Origin of the sequence: Neobacillus kokaensis (genome assembly GCF_014656545.1) — a bacterium.
In the GTDB taxonomy this organism is placed as follows: domain Bacteria; phylum Bacillota; class Bacilli; order Bacillales; family Cytobacillaceae; genus Neobacillus; species Neobacillus kokaensis.
In genome coordinates this window covers 67486-87626 of sequence record NZ_BNDS01000017.1, presented here as the reverse complement: position 1 = coordinate 87626, position 20141 = coordinate 67486, and the positions used below count along the sequence as shown (strand labels likewise).

Sequence of the window (20141 nt, the reverse complement as noted above, 5' to 3'; positions counted from 1 at the left end):
GAAGGCATGATGACTTACTGTTCTTGTGTTGCGAATTCTAACTTGTTAAGCAAAATCCAAAACCCTACTGATTCTACCATAGTCTATAATTCTTTTAAATACGTAATTTAAAAGTGAAACAATTCGAAAAAGTGGTGCATAATATTGATATATTAAGTATTCACTAGAAATTTACCCCCAACTGCCTCTATTTAAACAGAAATTTATGAAACCGTTTCCAAAAGATAACAAAACACTTTATATCGTAATAGCATTCTGTCGAAAAGTAAAAATATTTCAAAATTACATATAATATTGGAGAAGGGTGACGGTTCTTCTGCTGCACATTAATTCGCTGGAACCGTCCCCGTGTTTCATGAACTACCCGCCGAATAGCGCCTGTAGGAACATGATTTTGTAGATAAAGGTAAATAGGCCGATGGCGATGCCGGATAGGGCAAGCCCTCGTCTGTAGGAATTAAACAGACCAACGATCCCGAACAAGATGGCTATAATCCAAAAGGGGAGAAGGAACCATCCCAAAAACGGCACTAAACTAAAAACAAATCCAAGGATGACGAGTGTAATGGAAATACCCGCTGCCTTGTTAGAACGTCTTTCAAATATAATATGATGCTCATGACTAGCCAAGCAAACCACTCCTTATATTCTATGTTACAAATATATCCATCTGGAAAACTTTTTAATCTGTGAGTGGGTGCGGCTGCTATGCTTCCTTAAGGTTGATCGTTACCTGAAATCATAAAAAGCATAATAAAGATCCTTGTCTGTAGGAAGGTCATTTATATATGTGATGATAGCAGTCTTGCTTTGGTTATGGGACAAATCAGGGAGAGTAGAGATGAAACCGTCCCATAGAAAGGGTCTATGGGACAAACGGCAGCGTTTTGGAGAGGAACCTGTCCCATAGAGAGAGTCTATGGGACAAACGGCAGCGTTTTGGAGAGGAACCTGTCCCATAGAAAGGGTCTATGGGACAACCGACAGTGTTTTAGAAAGGAACCTGTCCCATAGAAAGAGTCTATGGGACAACCGACAGCGTTTTAGAGAGGAACCTGTCCCATAGAAAGAGTCTATGGGACAACCGACAGCGTTTTGGAGAAGAACCTGTCCCATAGAAGGAGTCTATGGGACAACCGACAGCGTTTTGGAGAGGAACCTGTCCCATAGAAAGGGTCTATGGGACAACCGACAGCGTTTTGGAGAGGAACCTGTCCCATAGAAAGAGTCTATGGGACAACCGACAGCGTATTGGAGAGGAACCTGTCCCATAGAAGGAGTCTATGGGACAAACGATAGCGTTTTAGAGAGGAAACCGTCCCATAGAAAGGTGATGATTATTTAACAGGTCCATGATTAATAAGCGACAATGCCTCATTCACTGCAAAAATTTTCCCGCGAATGTCCGTAATCCCGAAGCTTGTCAGCCGTGCGGAGTGCATCGTTAAATAGTTTTCAGCATCTTCTTTTGTTTCAAATAAGTACACCCCGCCGGATTCTTTTGCTTCGGCATTCTCCGTCCAAATCTTCCAAATCACCCCGGGCTCATCGTTAATGCTCTTTGCCAGATCTACAAATGCCTCGGACATTTCTTCTCCAAATGGCCCATCCATCTTAAAATCCACCTGCAGCAAATACCTCACGATAACTACCTCCTATTGTGTTTTACTAATATTATCACATAGATCTAATAGAAGCATGCGGACGGTTCTCTGCTCTCTGTTAAAGATATCTACGCAAATTGCGACAATATCTGCGCTTTTTTAAGGATATCTACACATTATATCGGTTCGTAACTCACCACAAAAAACACAAGAACTTTAGCTGTTTTTCCAAATAACGTAAGAATCCTTTCGAATTTCATGTATTGTTCGTGATTTGCGAAGGAAATATTTGTTTATTAAGAAATTGTTCGTGTTTTGTATTGACTAAATCTTTCGTTACCCTTAAGATGAAATAGTGAAAATTGTCGAAAAATAGGAGTGGAAATATGATCTTCAAGGAGCAGTACGCAGAAATTCACGAGATTGCAAGAACAATTTTTGCGAACCCGGAGCTTGGATATAAGGAATATAAAACAAAACAATCAGTTATCGACTTTTTGAAGAAAGTAAATCCTCAAATTAAACTGGAGGAATTCAGCAAAACGGGTTTAAAGACAACGCTAAGTAACGATAAACCGTTCACAATTGCTTTTATCGCGGAGCTTGATGCGGTTTATGCCCCGTCACACCAATGGTCGGATAAGTCTACAGGCGCGGCTCATAACTGCGGTCACTATACGCAGGTTGCGATTGCCTTGGCCCTATATAACTACTTCATTCAAACTGGGTCCCATCAAAACTATGATTTTAATCTATCGTTTATTTTTGTACCGGCTGAGGAGTACTTGGATTTAGCCTACCGCGACGAGCTTTTGCACAAAGAGGAAATCTCCTATTATGGCGGCAAGCCGGAAGCGATGAAATTGGGTGTGTTCGATGATATCGATGTCGGGATCTGTGTCCATGCCATGGGCGGCGAATTTCCAGAGCGGACAATCGAAGTCAACTGTGATCTTGCTGGATTCTTATATAAAAAATATACCTTCCACGGGAAAGCAACACATGCCGGTTTTGATCCATTCTCAGCGAAAAACGCCTACAGCATGTCCACATTATTTAACGTGGCATTAGGACTTGCCCGTCAGCAGCTGAAGGACTCGGAAATGGTCCGAATCAATCCAATTGTAATGGAATCGGATATGTCGACAAATGTTGTGCCAAACCAGATTACAGTTGGAAGTGACTTAAGGACACAATCGGTCGAATATATGAAGGAAGCAGCTTCCAAAATGGATGATGCCGCAAAAGGAAGCGCCATGGCATTACAAGGCGAAGTGACGATTAAAACGCAAATGGGCTACCTGCCGTTTAAACAGGATCGTTACCTGACAGAGTTTGTGGTTGATGCTTTTGAAAAAAATCAGGAAATCACTGCTATCCGTAAAGATACGCCGATCAGTGCTGCAGGCGATATTGGCGATCTTTCATACATGTTCCCATGCATTCAAATCGGCTACAGCGGTTTTACCGGGACGATTCACGGAGATGACTTCATTGATATTGATCCGGAATATATTTTTGAAATCTTCCCAAGATTTTTGGCACAGGTCTTTGAAGTAATGAATGGAAAAATTGATCAAGAAAAGCTGTACAAGCGTTCTTATAAAGACTATGAAAATTTGATTCAATCTATTAACGAATAGGAGCAAACAACGATGAAATTCAACTTTATTTTATTACTAATTTTTGCACTCCTTGTCATTACTGCGGCTGAAATGATCGGCTTTCAAAGCATTCCGCTCGGTCCGATTTCAATTAATTTATTGCCGCTTGTGTTTGCGATTTTAATTTCGATGGTGCTCGGGTTTGGCATTTTTCGAAAAGGCATTGTTAAAAAGATCTACAGTGAAAAAAATGTTACGTTTGCCAGCAAGTATTTGATTTTTATCATGCTGCCGCTAATGGCTCGATATGGTGCAGACGTTGCACCGAAGCTTCAGGAGATTTTATCCATCGGCTGGATCTTTTTAATTCAAGAATTTGGTCATTTGGGAACCATACTATTAGGACTGCCTGTCGCGATTTTCCTAGGGTTACGACGTGAAGCGATTGGTTCGACACTAGGATTAGGACGTGAAGGGGAATTAGCTTACATTTCGGAAAAATATACGCTGGATTCGGATGAAGGGCGCGGTGTTTTATCGTTATACATTATTGGAACCATCTTTGGTGCTGTGTTCTTCAGTATTGTAGCCCCTGTGCTATTGCATTTTGGGTACCGAGTCGAGGCATTAGCGATGGCATCCGGTATGGGTTCTGGAAGTATGATGACGGCAGCTTCATCGTCATTAGCAGCGACAATTCCTGACAAGGCAAAAACGATTATTGCTTATGCATCTGCCAGTCAATTGCTGTCTAGCTTTATCGGAACCTTCGTAATGGTATTCTGTGCAGTGCCATTGCAGACATTCATGTACAAATTATTGGTGAGAGGAAAAGGTGATAAGTCATGGAAACAAACGGCATAAATAAGTATGCAAAATATGCTTTAGTAGTACTATTGAGTGTGGCATTGATTTTATTTACGCAACAGATTAAGCTGTTGAAAAATCCGGACGCAGCACCGATTTCATCAATGACCATTTGGGGTCTGCTTACGCTTTGGCTGTTTTCAGTAATAGGGATTATTATTTCTGAATTGGCCAAGAAACAACCCATCGGTTTTATTAAAAACTTCCCTGTATTAGGCTGGGTATCAATTACTTCGTTAGTATTATGTTTGATGTCCGATACATTTGTCAAAGCCATTAGCGCGGTGGATTTCTTGTCAATCACGACGCCGATTCTTACATTTGCCGGAATCTCAGTCGTTGACCGCCTGGCCGACTTGCGAAAAACCTCTTGGAAAGTGGCTATCGTTGCGGTCTTCGTCTTCATCGGCATCTATGTCGGCAGCGCCACCCTATCACAAATCGGCCTAATGATCTCAGGGCAATAACAATATGGGGACGTTCCTTCTGTATCATTAATGAAACAGAAGGAATGTCCCCATTTATTATTTATAGCATCCGGTTCCAGAACCGGCCTTCGGCAATGCCTTCAATAAAGGGCTGGATAGTGCTGGTTATTATGTGGTAGATGCCTGGTCCTTCCAGGTTGATGCGGCTCCCCTCCAATGCGTTTGGATTGCTGAGGGAGACGGCTAATGGCTTGTAATGTTTGTAAGTGGTTTGAATGAATTCCAGCGCAGGTGTTTGAATAATGGGCTCGCTGCTAATGAGCAGTGCTGCGTCAAACAGGCTGGAATCGGTCGTTTCGTACGTATCTGTCACTTTTACGGTTTGATTTAAGCTACGAAGCTTTTTATCTACAATACTGTAATTGATCTTATGCTTGGCGAAAGTCCCCAGCCAGGTTGTTAACAATTCAACATCAGGTTCCCCGTTCAGGAGGATGGCAACACTTTTTGTATCTGGTTTACTGATGGTATTAACCATGCTGAGCGCGGGCGATTTTTTCGAAGAAGTTACTTCGCAATTTTCTTTAGGGATCGGTGCACCGATATTTTCCGCTGTTTCTTCTGCCAATTCGCGGTCAATATGATTGAGAAGCGCAACCGCATTTGCCTTAACCGCATCTGATTTACACTTGCCGAGTTCAAAGCTTAAGGCATCTTTTAGATGACGCTGTTCAAAAGGGGAGAGGCTGTTATAAAATAATTTAGCCTGCGAGTAAAAATCACGAAAACTCTCGCTGCGGCCTCTGATTTTCCGGCCGTCGATTTTCTCTTGATAATGCTCGTAGCCTCCCTGGTCAGCTGGAACCGGCTTAGGCTGATTGGCATTTAGTCCGTTGCGATGATAGCTTGTTTGACCATGATGAATGTTCATTTGGTGCATGCCATCCCGCTGATTATTATGGAATGGGCAGACCGGCTGATTAATCGGAATCTGGTGGAAATTTGGGCCGCCCAGCCGTGACAGCTGTGTATCCGTATACGAGAATAACCGTCCCTGCAGAAGCGGGTCATTCGAAAAATCAATTCCCGGCACGACATGTCCTGGGTGGAATGCGACTTGCTCTGTTTCGGCAAAGAAGTTATCGACATTACGATTCAACGTCATTTTACCGACAATTTTCACAGGGACCTCTTCTTCCGGCCATAATTTTGTCGGATCTAAAATATCAAAATCAAATTTATGTTCATCCTCTTCTGGGATTAATTGCAATCCAAGTTCCCATTCCGGAAAATCCCCTTTTTCAATCGCTTCATATAAATCCTGACGGTGGAAGTCCGGATTTTTCCCGGCAATCCGCTGGGCTTCATCCCAGACTAATGAATGAACACCTAGGGCAGGCTTCCAGTGGAACTTCACAAAATGTGCCTGTCCGTCAGCATTGATCAGGCGGAATGTATGAACCCCGAAGCCTTCCATCATCCGTAAACTCCGAGGGATCGCACGGTCACTCATATGCCACATGACCATATGGGCGCTTTCCGGATTCTGCCCGATAAAATCCCAAAAGGTATCATGAGCGCTGGCTCCTTGGGGGATTTCGTTATGCGGCTCAGGTTTAACAGCATGGACAAAATCAGGAAACTTAATGGCATCCTGAATAAAAAATACGGGCATATTATTTCCGACCAAATCAAAATTGCCCTCATCTGTATAAAATTTAGTCGCAAATCCGCGGACATCACGGACTGTATCGCTTGAGCCCCTTGAGCCCTGGACGGTCGAAAAACGAACAAATACAGGTGTTGTTTTTGAGGGATCAGTAAGAAAATCAGCTTTTGTATAATCTGCTAACGATTCGTAAAGCTGAAAAATACCATGAGCCCCTACACCGCGGGCATGAACAACGCGCTCCGGAATCCGTTCATGGTCAAAATGGGTCATTTTTTCGCGGAAATGAAAATCCTCCATTAAAGTCGGCCCGCGTTCTCCAGCCTTCAATGAAAATTCATCCTCCGCCATTTTAAGTCCCTGGTTCGTCGTTAAACCAGCCTTTTCCTCGTTATTTATTGTATACTTCTGTAACTGCTCTAGCTTTTTATTTTCCATCTCTTGGGGTACCCTCCTAAAGAAACCATATTAGTTCATTAAGTACCCAGTATAATTTGTAACGAAACATAGGACGGTTCCTCTGCTTCCCAAAAAGGGAGAAAGGAGAACCTTCTCTGTGCTTCAAACTCTTTGGCTTTTTGTATCTGTCGTGATAAATTTTTTTCTGTCATTTCAGTTAAAAAGTACTATATTTATAGATTGGAAATAGGTATTATGTATCTATAAACCATGTTATTAAATGGAAAATGAGGGAAGGGTTAAGTATGAAGAAGAAGAATGGGTTTTTTAAAGTAATAGTGATCATGATGCTGTTACTCTCTTTAGCTTCGGGGGGGAAGGTGCAGGCTAGCGGAACGTATTCATTTGGCGACGGTACATACACGGTAGGGAAGGAAATTACCGCTGGATTAACAAAGTTTAGTATTTCAGAAGGTTCAGCATCAATCTCAATTACTAGAGGGTCTAATAGTTTAATTTACGAAACGCTTAGTGATAATCTATTTTCTCTTAATCAATTCACAGCAAGTTTGAAAAACGGGGATGAAATCGAAGTCTACCTAGATTATGATGCAGCCAACATTACGGCACAGACAATCGCGGCAGTAGATTTGAAAAATATTTCGGCCGGGTTTTATGAAGTGGGTTCAGATCTCCCTGCAGGAACGTATACTGTTCAGTTGAATCACCCTGAGGATGACTATGATTCAGCGTATTTCACAATTTTAGATAGTAACAATGCTGAAAAAGATTACTTTAGTCTGTATTCCGATGATGAACCTTTTGATTATAAGCTTTCAAACGGTGACAAAGTTTATATTTCATCGCTCAGAGGGACACTCAGTTTAAAGGAAAAAATCCTTGTCCCTCAAAGTATTACGGTCAACAAGTCAAGCTTGTCCCTAATGGTGAACCGAACTGCACGTTTAATCGCAACTGTTCAGCCTTCGACAGCGATTAATAAGGGCATCAGCTGGACGAGCGCCAATCCAGAAATCGCAACAGTGGATACTAATGGCAATGTAAACGCACTAAAGGTGGGCAGTACTACCATTACCGTAACAGCTAAGGGTGCTCCAGCCATTACTAAAACTATCCCGGTGACAGTGACAAAAGTCGTCCCAACTGGCTTAAAATTAAGTAAGTCGGCGCTAAACATTACGAAAAATCAAACTGTAAAGGTAACGGCTGCAATCACTCCGGCTGATGCAGCGAATAAAACAGTTCTATGGAAAACTTCAAATACAAAAGCAGCCACAGTGGATGCCAATGGCAACATTAAAGGGATTGCGAACGGAACCGCAGTCATTACAGCAACGGCAGCTGATAATACGAAAGTTTTTAAAAAAGTAACCGTTAAAGTTGCTACAAAAACAGTAAAAGTAACTAAAACGAAAGTATCAGTCACCGCGGGTAAAACCGTAACATTGACAGCGGTTGTTTCTCCGTCCGACAGTATGGATAAAACGGTAAAGTGGAAATCCTCTAATACAAAGATTGCCACAGTGGATAGTAAAGGGAAAGTAACCTGCAAGAAAAAAGGTACTGCGATTATAACAGCAACGGTGAAGGGGGCGAAGGCAGCTTCAGTAAAAGTAACTGTTACCCCTCCGGTAGCGGCAAAAGCGGTTAAGGTCAGCAAGACGTCTATTACACTTAGCAAAGGAAAAACCTACAATTTAAAGGCAACGGTAAGTCCAAGCAATACTACGAATAAAACCTTGAAGTGGAAGTCTTCGAATACCAAAGTGGCGAAGGTTGACAGCAAAGGAAAAGTAACAGCTGTAGGAGCTGGAACCGCCACTATAACAGCAGCTACCACAAACGGTAAGAAAGCTACCGTCAAGATTACAGTTCCTTACGTAAAAAGTTTAAGCGCGGGTAAATGGAAAGCAGGTAGTGATTTACCGGCAGGGCGGTATAAAATTACGACGAATTACGGAAGCGGAAACTTATTTATTGGTATGGGAACGGACCGTTTTGTAAATGAAATTCTTTCAAGTGAGGATGATGGATTTGGCGTAACGGTTGTAACAACGGATATCAAAGCAGGCGACAGCATTGAAATCTTGGGATTAAACAGTGTGCAGTTTACCCGCGTCAAGAATGTTAAATCTAATACATTACACTCCGGTTACTGGACAGTCGGGAAAGATATCAATCCCGGAAGATATAGAATCACCACCACCAGTGAGTCTGGCAATTTAATCATTGAAAGAGGAAGCAATTTACTAGTAAATGAAATCCTCACAAATAAACCCGACTACTTCGGTGTCACAAGCGTAACCACTACACTTAAAACAGGCGACCGCATCATGATTTCCGGTCTAGACAGGGTAGTTTTTACAAAGAAATAGTATCAAAAGGAAGCATGAACCGCATGCTTCCTTTTTTGTGTTTGAATCATGCGGGACGGTTCTTCCTTTTATATAAGGAAGCACTAGAAATGTACCTCATGCTTCTACTAGATTTCAATGTTACATATGATAGAAGGAGATGGGGGTGTTAGGATGCTGAACGGAATGGATGTGCTGTATAAAAATGAGATTCTAGAGACGATTATTGATTGTGCGTATGAGTGGATTGTGGTGGTTGATACGGAGGGCAGGATTGTTTATATCAATCAAAATTATTGTCAGTTTCTTGAGATTGAGAAGGGGGAGGCGCTTGGCCGCCATGTGACAGAGGTCATCGAAAATTCAAGGATGCATATCGTGGCACGGACGGGGAAGGAGGAAATTGCCGACCTTCAGTACATTAAAGGAAATTATATGATTGCCAACCGCATTCCGCTTTTTTCAAACGGTCAGCTGTTCGGGGCGTTGGGGACGGTGATTTTTCGTGATACGAAGGAATGGAATAGAATGAATTCGCATATAAAGAGCCTGCTGCCAAAGCTACAAACATATTTGCAGGACTGGAATGAAAACAGCGGTGCGAAATATACCTTGCAGGACATTAAAACGGTATCAACGTCGATTATGGAATTAAAGGAAAAAGTAAAAAGCGTAGCGTCGGGGGATATTTCCGTATTGATTCGCGGGGAGAGCGGGACCGGGAAGGAACTTTTTGCCCACAGCATTCATTGCTTAAGCCCGCGCAGTCATCAGCCGTTTATTAAGGTCAATTGCGGTGCGATTCCGGAGCATTTGCTGGAATCTGAACTTTTTGGTTATGAAGAAGGTGCCTTTACCGGGGCCAAAAAAGGCGGCAAGAAAGGGAAGTTCGTGCTGGCTCATGGGGGGACTATTTTTCTTGATGAGATTGGGGACATGCCTCTGAATATGCAGGTGAAGCTGCTCCGTGTGCTCCAGGAAAAAGAAGTGGAGCCGGTTGGTTCACTGAAGCCGATTCCGGTGGATGTCCGGGTGATTGCTGCTACGAATCGCCCGTTGGAAAAAATGATTGAGGAGAAGCGATTCCGTGAGGACTTGTTTTATCGCATTCATGTGGTTCCGTTTAAGATTCCGCCGTTACAGGAACGGCCGGAGGATATTCCGTACTTGACGGATTTTTTCCTCGAAAAAATCTCGCGGCGGGCGGGGAAGCGTGTTACGACTATTGACGAGGAAGTGCGGCGTGTGTTTGACCGCTATCATTGGCCCGGGAATTTACGCGAGCTCGAAAATGTAGTAGAGGCGGCTGTGCATCTAACGGATGGTGAAAGAATCACCTTGTCTTCCTTGCCAGAATCTTTAACAGGCGATCCGAAAGTGCTGATCGGGCACCTGTCGTTAAAGGAGATTTTGGAGGAAACCGAAAAGCGGATACTTGGGCGGACGTTGGAGCAGTTTGGTCAAGATAAACTGGAAGCGGCCAAAGCGCTCGGTATTAGCAAATCGAGTATATATGAAAAAATAAAGAAATATCGGCTAGAGAGATAAGTAAGGTTCTAGTGTTTAATGTGGATTAGGAGGAGATCCGCGAAATTAATTCAGAATCCCGCGAAAAAAAATGCCTATTTTGCAAAAAAAACGGTAAAGTCCGCGAAAAAACGGAGGAGTCGGTGTAATTAAGAGTAAAGTCTGCGAAAAAACGGAAGAGTCGGCGAAATTAAGAGTAAAGTCTGCGAAAAAATCTAGAAATAGGCGGAAATCCAGCTAAAGTGGCGGAACTCTTCTCGTTAGAAACTAAAAAGATAGTAATTTTTAGCGCGCTAAAAGCGGCATCCGCGAAATTAATGTGAAAACCCGCGAAATTAGCTAGCAAATCGGCGAAATAAATCCCGAGATCGGCGAAATCCCAGCCAAATCCCGCGAAATTACTTAAAGGCAAATTTCCAAAAATCCGGATTCCATTCCGGAATTCTGGAATCAACAGAAAAAACTAATGATATAAGTGGTTACAACCAACCTGCCATGCTCCGATTCCAGATTTCTGGATAAGAAAACCAAAACCTAGAAGGTAAATATTGATTTTTCATATTGGCATGGTGCTTGCATATATAAAGACAAGACAACAGAAGAGGAGGAGATTTTTAAATTAGATTAATCAAAAGTATAAAAAGAGATTTTTCACCAGCCCATTGGAATGGATGATGAGAAAAAGGGGGAAAGGCAATGGCAATGCTAAGTATGATTGGCCTGATTGGAGGCTTAATTCTCTTAATCTATTTAACGATGAAGGGTATGAATTTGCTTGTCGCGGGGCCATTATGTGCGTTGTTCGTCGCGGTTCTGAGCGGTCTGCCGCTGTTTCCGCAGCAGGTGGGCGAGGGGGAGGCCAATTTAGTAACGAACTACATGGGCGGTTTTTCAGGATTTGTGACCTCATGGTATTTAATGTTCTTGCTGGGATCAATTTTTGGAAAGGTCATGGAAGACAGCGGAGCGGCCGACAGTGTGTCCAAATGGGTCGTTGAAAAGCTGGGCATGAAGCATGCGGTGCTTGCTGTTGTTGCGGCCTGTGCCATTTTAACCTATGGCGGTGTTAGTTTATTTGTTGTGGCGTTTTCGGTTTATCCGATGGCGTTAAGCTTGTTTAAGCAGGCGAACTTACCGCGGCGCTTTATCCCTGCTGCGCTCGCACTTGGGTCGGTTACTTTTACGATGACCTCTGCAGGCTCTCCGGAGATACAGAACTGGATTCCGATTGAATTTCTTGGGACCTCTCCATATGCCGGCTGGGAGGTCAGTCTGATTGTCGCTGTATTTATGGCTGTGTTTGGCTATTGGTGGCTGAAGCGTATGATAAAAAAGGCGGTTGCCAAGGGAGAAACCTTCTTAACCCGTGACAACGACCCTGTAGTGGGGGATAAGAAATTGCCTCATCCGCTAACAGGCTTAGTTCCGTTATTAGTAGTCCTTATTATTTCCTTTGTTTTTCACGATTCGCTCAAACAATCCGCACTGATTATCGCGTTACTGGGCGCGGTAATCGCCACGTACCTCCTTAACCGCAGCTATTTTAAATCGTTCTGGCATGCAGTATCTGATGGAACAATGGGAGCATTGGTGGCAATCGGTAACACCGCAGCCGTAGTTGGATTTGGCGGGGTTGCGAAGGCGGTTCCGGCATTCCAGCAAGCGGTTGAGGCAATGACCAGCATTCCGGGAAGTCCGCTCATCGGCGGAGCGATTGCGGTCAGTGTGATTGCCGGGATGACCGGTTCCGCTTCCGGCGGGCAGGCGATCGCCTTGCCGTTATTGGCACCGCATTATATGGATATGGGTGTAAACACCGAGGCACTGCACCGGACAGTAGCGATTTCTTCTGGAGCGCTCGATTCGTTGCCGCACAATGGCTATGTCGTGACGACTATCCGCTCAATTTGCGGCGAGTCTCATCAGGATGCCTATGGCGCTGTCGGTGCCTTAACGGTCATTGTTCCAGCCATAGGTGTGGTATTGGCAATCGTTCTCTTCTCACTTGGATTAGGTATTTAAAACAGCATCAAACAATCGGTTGAAATAGTCAGTTTGTCCGTTATAATCAGTGGGAATACTGATAAAAAAGAAACGGTGTCAGGCACCATTTGAATTTTTCACATGTACAGCTACACAAGGAAGGCTTCGGCAGCATTAACATCGCACGACTTAAAGCGATAGCTTTTACGAGGGGCGTGTAGGGGCTCGAGGTTACAAGCCGCCCCGTTAGGTAGGCTAAAAAACAGCCTGCTTGACGGTTCGTCTTATGCTTGTCGCCCCTGACCGAGGAGCTTCCGCTGTTCTTGGTGCCTGACACCAAGAACATAGAGGTTCACCCAACAGGGAGGATGTTTTACATGGTAGAAGATAAAGTAGTTTTTATAACAGGTGCCGCTCGGGGGATCGGGTTTGAGATAGGAAAAAACTTCGCCAAAAATGGTGCCCGGGTTGTACTGAGCGATCTGGACCGCACTGGATTGGAGGAAGCGGTAGCCTCTTTGAAGGCAGAGGGATTAACGGCAGTTGGTGTGAAGTGCAATGTTACAGACGAAAAGGAGCTTAAAAAGGCAATTGACTACACGGTTAATCGGTATGGGCGGCTGGATGTCCTGATTAATAATGCCGGCTTGCAGCATGTTGCCCCAATTGAGGAATTTCCTAAGGAAAAATTTGAATTGCTGGTTTCGGTTATGCTGACGGCCCCTTTTCTTGCAATCCAACAGGTTTTTCCCATCATGAAAGAACAAAAATCCGGCCGTATTATCAATATGGCTTCCATCAACGGACTGGTCGGATTTGCTGGGAAAGCTGCCTATAATAGTGCTAAGCATGGAGTGATTGGACTGACAAAGGTTGCGGCGCTTGAAGGAGCGGAGCATGGAATCACCGTCAATGCTGTGTGCCCGGGATATGTCGACACACCGCTTGTCCGCAACCAGTTGGCAGACTTAGCTAAGACTAGAAATGTCCCACTGGAACGTGTGTTGGAGGACGTCATCTATCCACTTGTTCCCCAAAAGAGACTGCTCAGTGTCGAAGAAATCTCTAGCTACGTCTTATTCCTCGCAAGCGACCAGGCAAAAGGCATCACCGGTCAAGCTTGTGTCATCGATGGAGGATATACTGCCCAATAATGAAGCGAAGGGAGGAATCTCTTGCTTCATTGCAGGCAGTTTGAAGCAGAATAGAATCAAACTAGTAAACTTTGTTTCATTAGGTCATTATGCTTATTTTTGAAAGCTATTCCCAAAATTAAGCATCTGGTTTATGATAAGAATATTCTAGATGTGGGTGGGATTCAGCTTGGTGGTTATGGAATATATTGTTAATCTATCGATTTTTTCGTTGTTGCTCGGTATACCATTAATCATGGGGTCCTTCATTAATTTTAAACCGTTAAAGTATAGCAGCTTGTGGGGCGGGATCTATGGAGGAATCGTTTCGACTATTCTCGTTTTTTTATCCTTTCAACAGGAAGGATATTCTTACGATATTCGATATGCAGCTATCATTTTAGCCTTTGCTTATTTTGGCCCGGCAGCCGGCTTTATTACTGGGAGCTGCGCCTTATTGATCCGGTTGCTTTCAAGTGCTCATTGGGCACCTGCAATTACTGGCTGGATTATCATTCTTCTCGCTTTTTTAGCTATCCATTGGCTATGTTCAAGATGTTCCCCTATAAAAAAAAGTATGATTTTTTTTACAGCATACGTGATTATCTATGTATCAACCGTGCCCTACATTTTTAACGTATTTAGGGATCAACCCTTCTTTCATTTTCAATATATCGTATTTGTCTTATTAGGCCTAATCATGGGCGTATTATTAATAGAATCTTATTTAAAGTTATATCGCTTAAACCACCGTTTATCGGAAATGTATAAAATAGTAGAGGAAAGTGAAGCAAAGTACAGGCTAATTGCTGAAAATACGTCTGATCTCATTCTTGTGGTAGATAAAGAGTTTTTCGGGAGCTACTTTTCTCCCTCCCATAAGCAGGTTTTAGGATATGAACTCACGGACTTGGTCGATACGAAGCTATGCAGGTTTATGCATCCAGATGATGTAGAGATGTTTATAAATTCACTTGTCAGAATGTTTGAAAAAGGACAGTCCGAATCGATAGAATATCGGGTTCGTCACAAGGATGGGCGATGGATTGAATTGGAGTCCCATTGTATGCCTGTTAAGGAGAATGACATTTTAGTTGAACACATCGTTATGATAAGCCGTGACATCACGGAACGAAAAAAATCAGAAGAAATACTGTTACAATCGGAGAAGCTTTCCATTGTGGGAGAATTAGCGGCCGGGGTGGCTCATGAAATACGCAACCCTCTTACGACCATTAAAGGCTTTGTTCAACTTTACAAAGCAGATAATGGTTCATACAGCGACTTGCTGTTAGATGAACTCGAACGAATTGAAACCATCACAAGCGAAATGCTATCCCTTGGAAAACCACAAGCCATAGAGGTGATCCGTACGGATTTAAGGGAGCTTCTAGAAAAAACGATCGATTTATTATCGCCTCAGGCTCATATGCATAATATTCAATTTCATTTTGAGTATGGGGAATCACCCTTATTTATTACATGTGGGAAAAATCAATTAAAGCAAGTATTTCTAAATATTTTTAAAAATGCCATCGAGGCCATGCCAGGTGGCGGGAATATTTATGTCCGGCTCGAAAAGCCTTCTGACGATATGTGTACGATTTCCATCCAGGACCAGGGCAGCGGTATTCCGGAAGAATTGCTCCCACGATTGGGGGAACCTTTTTATAGTTTAAAAGAAAAAGGGACAGGGCTCGGACTGATGATCTGCCATAAAATCATCAAACAGCACAACGGAACCATCACTTACAAAAGCAAAGAAAACGAAGGAACATTGGTTGAAATAAATCTCCCTGTTACAGATTACGGTAAAAAGCATGGGGAAGATTCTTTGGTTTCATAAGCAATGGATCATGCCTAAGAGGCAAAAAAAGGTAATGATAGAAGAGAGCGATAATCTACCGATGATTATCGCTCCTTTTATTCCGTTTCTCCTAAAAAGGCTTCAAGCGCTTTTTTATTTTGATCTAAATCCACTTCTAATACTTGGCCGACATCATCGTATTGTTTATTTTCAAAACTGCCATCCTCCGGGATTCGAAGTGATTCTACATCCCCCGCTTTGTTCGCTAACAAGTCTTTTCCAATCGTCAAAAGAGTGGAGGCTTCAATATTTGTATCGATGTATTTATGTGAAATTTCTAATAGCTCAGGAAGTTTGGCCACGCTATGTAGACTCATTGCTTCTTCCTTTAATTTCGAAATCACTTCTTGTTGTCTCTGTACTCGCCCGAAGTCACTTAACTGATCCTTACGAAAACGGACATAGCCTAATAGCTCTTTACCATGCAGTGTTTGCTTTCCTTTCTCTAATGTCATGTCGATACCTTCAGACATCTCGTGGGGAATGTCGACTTCAATTCCATTCGGGACGAGGAGATCCACCGCTTTTTCAAATCCTTTAAAATCGACCATCGCATAATAATGAATGTCCAGTCCAAAATTTTCTTTAAGCGTCTCCCTAAGTAATTCAGCACCTCCAAATGAATAAGCGGCATTTAACTTTTGCTGGCCATGCTGGGGTATAGAGACATACATATCCCGCATGAGAGAGATCAGTTTTACCTCGTGAGTTTTAAGATTGTAATGTCCCACCATTATCGTATCCGTTCGCGCTTGTTTTTCCCCCCGGGAGTCACTTCCTAAAATCAGAACATTTACAGCGTCAATTTTATTTTGCGTTTTTTGGATTGGCGGACTTGCCTTACTTTTAACGAAATGATCTTCCTCAACTTTTTTAAATGGCTGATTGAGGGATTGCACCGTTTTATTAACATATTGATATATACTAAATAGACCAACCATAAAGATTCCTATGAAAAAAAAGGCTCCTACTACTCTGCCCCATTTTACTCGGACTTTCCTATTCCTTCGTGACAATTCTGCACCACCTAGTCTGAAAAACTATATATGTATTGTTGTATTAAATGGGCTTAACATTATATAAGAGGACTTAGCTATTATGACATACCCCTAAGGTAGAATTATTCCATAAGTTGTTTTCATTTCGATGAAAATCAGGTTACGTTTTATTGAAAACTTTATTACGTAGTATGGAGGCTAGTTAGAACGTGGGAGTGGTTCCTCTTACCCCCAGAGTCACCAGTAAAAACGCCTTTTCCTTTTATTGGGGAATACCTTTTTTAATATTTTTAAAGAGGGGTTCCATGGCCCGAAAAAGATGAAAAATCTATCCGCGGTCAATGAAACCCCCATCAGTCTTTGCCTTACAACTTACTTTCCACCGCTTTCAATTTCCGCTCCATCGTATTTTCCTTATCCCGGCGGTCATCAATCCGAATATTGGTACATACTCTTTGAGTACCCTTTTGAAAAGGTAACTCATGCAGCTGCTGCACGATTTCTAGTAATTCTTTTAAATCACCCTCGATTAACGTGCTCATCGGAGTTAATTCATACTTAATTTGGCCTTCGTACTGCTGAAGGAACTTATGAATCTCGGCCACATATCCGCTTACGCTGGGCGTTGAGGTCCCCACCGGAATAACTGTAATATCAACAATCGCCATATTTAATAGCCTCCTTGAAAATTCTCTGCGCATAGGGACGATACTTCTGATTCATCCCTATTATGATGAAACACAAGACCTTTTCCTGTGTTACCCTCCTATTATACATGTCCAATAGCGCTTTTTCTGTACTCTCTGGTTAAAGTGTGTGCCTTTTTGTAGAGTGTGTGATTATTTCCTTCTGTGATTTCGCCGACAAATTAAATAGAGACTTTCGCTTTCCATTCTGTCCAAAGTTGGTTAAATTTCAGTATGTACGGTTTGACTGATTTTTCGTAAGCGTCTCATTTACAGCAATGCTGTTGGTCTGCATTTTCCAATACTATCTTTTGTAAGATAAGATGGATGTTTTAAGGTAAATAATGACGAAGTAAAGCCTCTTCGGCAAATTCATAAAGCTGAAATGATAGGAAATTATCGAACTTTTACAAAAGTGTTTTCGATAGTATATAATATTATAAAAATTTCGAAAATAAAGGAGAGTGATGGGGGCATGGGGACAATTGTTATGCTTCCTAATCTATCAACCATTTTTACGGAAGTACCATTTTTGGAACGGTTTAAGAAAGCAAGGGAGTGCGGGTTTTCGTTTGTGGAGTGTCAGTTCCCGTATCCATATTCTATAGAAGAAATTCGGCAGGAGCTTGAGCAGCAGGAGTTGTCACTGGAGTTGATTAATTTGCCTGCGGGAGATTGGGAGGCGGGCGAACGTGGCCTGGCAGCGAAACCGGACAGAATCGCAGAATTTAGAAGTTCGGTTCAGGAGGGAATTAAGTATGCGGCAGCCTTGAAGGTTCCACGGATCCATTGTATGGCTGGGATTGTATCCGAATCAGAAGATCTCGAAGCTGCGAGAAAGGTTTACATAGAGAATCTTACGGCAGCCGGTACGGAAGCGGCAGCTCACGGGTTGACGATTCTGATTGAACCAATTAACCGAATCGATATGCCGGGCTATTTTTTGCATAATATTCAGCAGGCAAAGGAAATTCTTGATGAAGTGAACCTGCCGAATGTGAAACTCCAATTTGATTTTTATCATATGGAAAAAATCTATGGAAATTCGCTCGTAATCTATCAACAATATGCCCATCTCGTAGACCATATCCAGATTGCCGACGTTCCAGGGCGGCACCAGCCGGGTACAGGGGAGATGGACTATCGGTCGATTTTTAACTATTTAAATAGTAACTATAATGGCTGCATTGGGCTAGAGTACTCGCCGCTTGGAAAAAGCGAGGAAAGTTTTGCATGGCTGAATTCGATAGCACAAGGGGGGGATGTAGCATGAAGATTGGGTTTGTTGGAACGGGTGTCATGGGCTCGCGGATGGCGGGACGGCTCCTCGACCATGGATATCAGGTGCAGGTATACAACCGGACAAAGGAGAAGGTACGAGCACTTGTGGAGAAGGGAGCTGTGCATGCTGAAACGATAGCCTTACTGGCAGAAAGCTGCGACATGATTTGCACATGCTTGTCGATGCCAAGTGATGTCGAGGAGGTTTATCTGGGTGTCTCAGGAATCCTCGATCATGCTCGTCCGGGTACCGTTTGTATCGATTTTACGACGGTAGGGGCCGATACGAGCAGGGCTGTTTTTGAAAAAGCGGCCGAAAGGGGCATTGATTATCTGGACGCTCCTGTAAGCGGAGGTCCTGAGGGCGCGGAAAACGGATCATTAACGATTATGGTCGGAGGCGAGCGGGCGGCGTTTGAAAAAGTTGCACCGGTGCTCGGGGTTTTAGGAAAAACGATTGAATATCTCGGAAAGTCCGGATCAGGAAGCATTGCTAAGCTGATTAATCAATATCTCGTCGCAGTCCATTCGCTTGCCGCATCAGAAGCGATGGTTACGGGAGCCGCTTTTGGACTCGATTCTGAAAAACTGCTAAACATTTTAAAAGTCAGCTACGGAGACAGTGCGATGCTGCGGCGCCATATGGAGCAATATGTACTCGACCGGCAATTTGCACCAGGCGGAGCCGTGAAATACGTCCATAAAGACGTCCGTCTCGCCAACCAGCTCCTAGAGCAAGCAGGATTAAACGAATTTACAGGCCAACTGGCAGAACACGCCTTCCAAACCGCCGCCGCTAAAGGGTTAAACGACCTTGACATGTCCGCTGTTATCCAGCCGTTAGAAGAGAAGTGCGGGGTTGTCGTGATGAAACATGGAACCGGTTCTTCTGTTTCATGAAAATACTTCTTACGCTCAGAAGAAGAAATGCTAGTTAAGTTGTTGGCGGGTAAATCTCAATAGTTGACGGATAAATAGGAAGTTGGTGGGTAAAACTCGAAAATTGACGGATAAAACTCGAAAGTTGGCGGGTAAATCTCAAAAATTGACGAGTTAATCGAGTAAATCCCTTAAATCGACGGATAGAAAAGAGGATTCCGCCAATTTTCACGATAATTCCGCCGATCGGTAATGCACTAACCCCGCTGAAACTCAGAGGCTTTTATTCGTGAGAAATACAGCTGAAAGAAAGCAGGAGGACAAAACCGCCCCCTGCTTTCTTAAACTACTTTCGCCCCTGCAGCTTCGCCCGCGCTCCAGCACGCCATCCTTTGACAGCTGATAGTGATACATTTTCCTGATCGGCGATTTCTTTGATCGATAACCCATAATGGACAGTATAGTACAGCCACTTTCTTTGATTTTCCGTCAGGTTTTGGCAGTCAAAATCGCCCAAACGATCGCTGACTATTCTTCTAATGCTGACTGAAGGGTCCTCAAGCAGTTCCCAAAATTCCTCCTTCGGGCAAATTTTCCGTTCTTCTTCTTTTGAAGAATTTCTCAATCCCATCAACAAGGTCCCTTTAATATAAGTATAAGCATAATTCGTGAAACTTCCCTTTTCGGGGTCAAATCGTTGGCGTGCCTTCCATAGTGCAATAAGACTGTCCTGATAAAACTCATCTTTATTTTTGTAAATGTGTAAGGAGCTGATGATTTTGTGAATCATCGGCTGGTACTGTTCTGCCAACTGTTCAAAGCTCTCCATTGCGAAATCCCT

The 20141-nt window shown here is 43.2% G+C and carries 16 protein-coding genes; 10 read left to right on the top strand and 6 right to left on the bottom strand.

All coding sequences use genetic code 11. The features are described 5' to 3' along the window. Nucleotides 1-360: 360 nt before the first annotated feature. Together IE222_RS17765 and IE222_RS17760 are read right to left on the bottom strand one after the other, a co-directional pair. Nucleotides 361-630 (bottom strand): hypothetical protein, encoded by a 270-nt coding sequence (locus tag IE222_RS17765; RefSeq protein WP_223282781.1) that lies wholly within the window; start codon nucleotides 628-630, stop codon nucleotides 361-363. 707 nt (nucleotides 631-1337) lie between these two features. Then, nucleotides 1338-1643, bottom strand: a complete 306-nt coding sequence (locus IE222_RS17760; RefSeq protein ID WP_191275099.1) for a monooxygenase — start codon at nucleotides 1641-1643, stop codon at nucleotides 1338-1340. 347 nt (nucleotides 1644-1990) lie between these two features. Here IE222_RS17760 and IE222_RS17755 point away from each other — a divergent pair, with 347 nt between their 5' ends. Genes IE222_RS17755 through IE222_RS17745 form a run of 3 tightly spaced genes read left to right on the top strand, consistent with a single transcriptional unit; the run spans nucleotide 1991 to nucleotide 4542 of the window. Continuing rightward, a complete protein-coding gene (locus tag IE222_RS17755) occupies nucleotides 1991-3247 on the top strand; it encodes a M20/M25/M40 family metallo-hydrolase (RefSeq protein ID WP_191275097.1) in 1257 nt (418 codons plus the stop codon). A 12-nt stretch (nucleotides 3248-3259) separates the two neighbouring features. Further along, nucleotides 3260-4072, top strand: coding sequence for a DUF3100 domain-containing protein (locus IE222_RS17750; RefSeq protein WP_191275095.1), 813 nt, complete (start codon nucleotides 3260-3262; stop codon nucleotides 4070-4072). After that, entirely contained in the window at nucleotides 4054-4542 is a 489-nt protein-coding gene (locus IE222_RS17745) for a DUF751 domain-containing protein (protein ID WP_191275092.1), read from the top strand. Before IE222_RS17750 ends, IE222_RS17745 begins: the two co-directional genes overlap by 19 nt. Nucleotides 4543-4603: 61 nt before the next feature. On the opposite strand, the gene IE222_RS17740 is transcribed toward IE222_RS17745, so the two are convergent. Beyond that, the gene (locus tag IE222_RS17740; protein WP_191275091.1) at nucleotides 4604-6610 is read right to left on the bottom strand and encodes a catalase; all 2007 of its coding nucleotides are present in this window, start codon (nucleotides 6608-6610) and stop codon (nucleotides 4604-4606) included. 266 nt (nucleotides 6611-6876) lie between these two features. Here IE222_RS17740 and IE222_RS17735 point away from each other — a divergent pair, with 266 nt between their 5' ends. The 5 genes from IE222_RS17735 to IE222_RS17715 all read left to right on the top strand — a co-directional run bounded on the left by IE222_RS17735 (nucleotide 6877) and on the right by IE222_RS17715 (nucleotide 15435). Continuing rightward, a complete protein-coding gene (locus tag IE222_RS17735; protein WP_191275089.1) occupies nucleotides 6877-8967 on the top strand; it encodes an Ig-like domain-containing protein in 2091 nt (696 codons plus the stop codon). A 153-nt stretch (nucleotides 8968-9120) separates the two neighbouring features. Next, nucleotides 9121-10494 (top strand): sigma-54 interaction domain-containing protein, encoded by a 1374-nt coding sequence (locus IE222_RS17730; RefSeq protein ID WP_191275087.1) that lies wholly within the window; start codon nucleotides 9121-9123, stop codon nucleotides 10492-10494. Between the two features lie 681 nt (nucleotides 10495-11175). After that, the gene (locus IE222_RS17725; protein WP_191275149.1) at nucleotides 11176-12495 is read left to right on the top strand and encodes a GntP family permease; all 1320 of its coding nucleotides are present in this window, start codon (nucleotides 11176-11178) and stop codon (nucleotides 12493-12495) included. 338 nt (nucleotides 12496-12833) lie between these two features. Next, nucleotides 12834-13610 carry a 3-hydroxybutyrate dehydrogenase gene (locus tag IE222_RS17720; protein WP_191275085.1) on the top strand — a complete coding sequence of 259 codons (777 nt, stop codon included), beginning with the start codon at nucleotides 12834-12836 and terminating at the stop codon, nucleotides 13608-13610. Between the two features lie 178 nt (nucleotides 13611-13788). Further along, entirely contained in the window at nucleotides 13789-15435 is a 1647-nt protein-coding gene (locus IE222_RS17715; protein WP_223282785.1) for an ATP-binding protein, read from the top strand. 77 nt (nucleotides 15436-15512) lie between these two features. Here IE222_RS17715 and IE222_RS17710 read toward each other — a convergent pair whose 3' ends face one another. Continuing rightward, a complete protein-coding gene (locus tag IE222_RS17710; protein ID WP_223282780.1) occupies nucleotides 15513-16472 on the bottom strand; it encodes an LCP family protein in 960 nt (319 codons plus the stop codon). Nucleotides 16473-16819: 347 nt separating this feature from the next. Beyond that, nucleotides 16820-17122 (bottom strand): MTH1187 family thiamine-binding protein, encoded by a 303-nt coding sequence (locus IE222_RS17705; protein WP_191275081.1) that lies wholly within the window; start codon nucleotides 17120-17122, stop codon nucleotides 16820-16822. 493 nt (nucleotides 17123-17615) lie between these two features. On the opposite strand from IE222_RS17705, the gene IE222_RS17700 reads away from it, so the two are divergent. Together IE222_RS17700 and IE222_RS17695 are read left to right on the top strand one after the other, a co-directional pair. Then, complete coding sequence (locus tag IE222_RS17700; RefSeq protein ID WP_223282779.1) at nucleotides 17616-18413, top strand: hydroxypyruvate isomerase family protein; 798 nt, start codon at nucleotides 17616-17618, stop codon at nucleotides 18411-18413. Further along, the gene (locus IE222_RS17695; RefSeq protein WP_191275079.1) at nucleotides 18410-19321 is read left to right on the top strand and encodes an NAD(P)-dependent oxidoreductase; all 912 of its coding nucleotides are present in this window, start codon (nucleotides 18410-18412) and stop codon (nucleotides 19319-19321) included. The genes IE222_RS17700 and IE222_RS17695 overlap by 4 nt, the downstream gene beginning before the upstream one ends. Before the next feature lie 325 nt (nucleotides 19322-19646). On the opposite strand, the gene IE222_RS17690 is transcribed toward IE222_RS17695, so the two are convergent. Further along, complete coding sequence (locus IE222_RS17690; protein WP_191275078.1) at nucleotides 19647-20129, bottom strand: sigma-70 family RNA polymerase sigma factor; 483 nt, start codon at nucleotides 20127-20129, stop codon at nucleotides 19647-19649. Nucleotides 20130-20141: the final 12 nt, after the last annotated feature.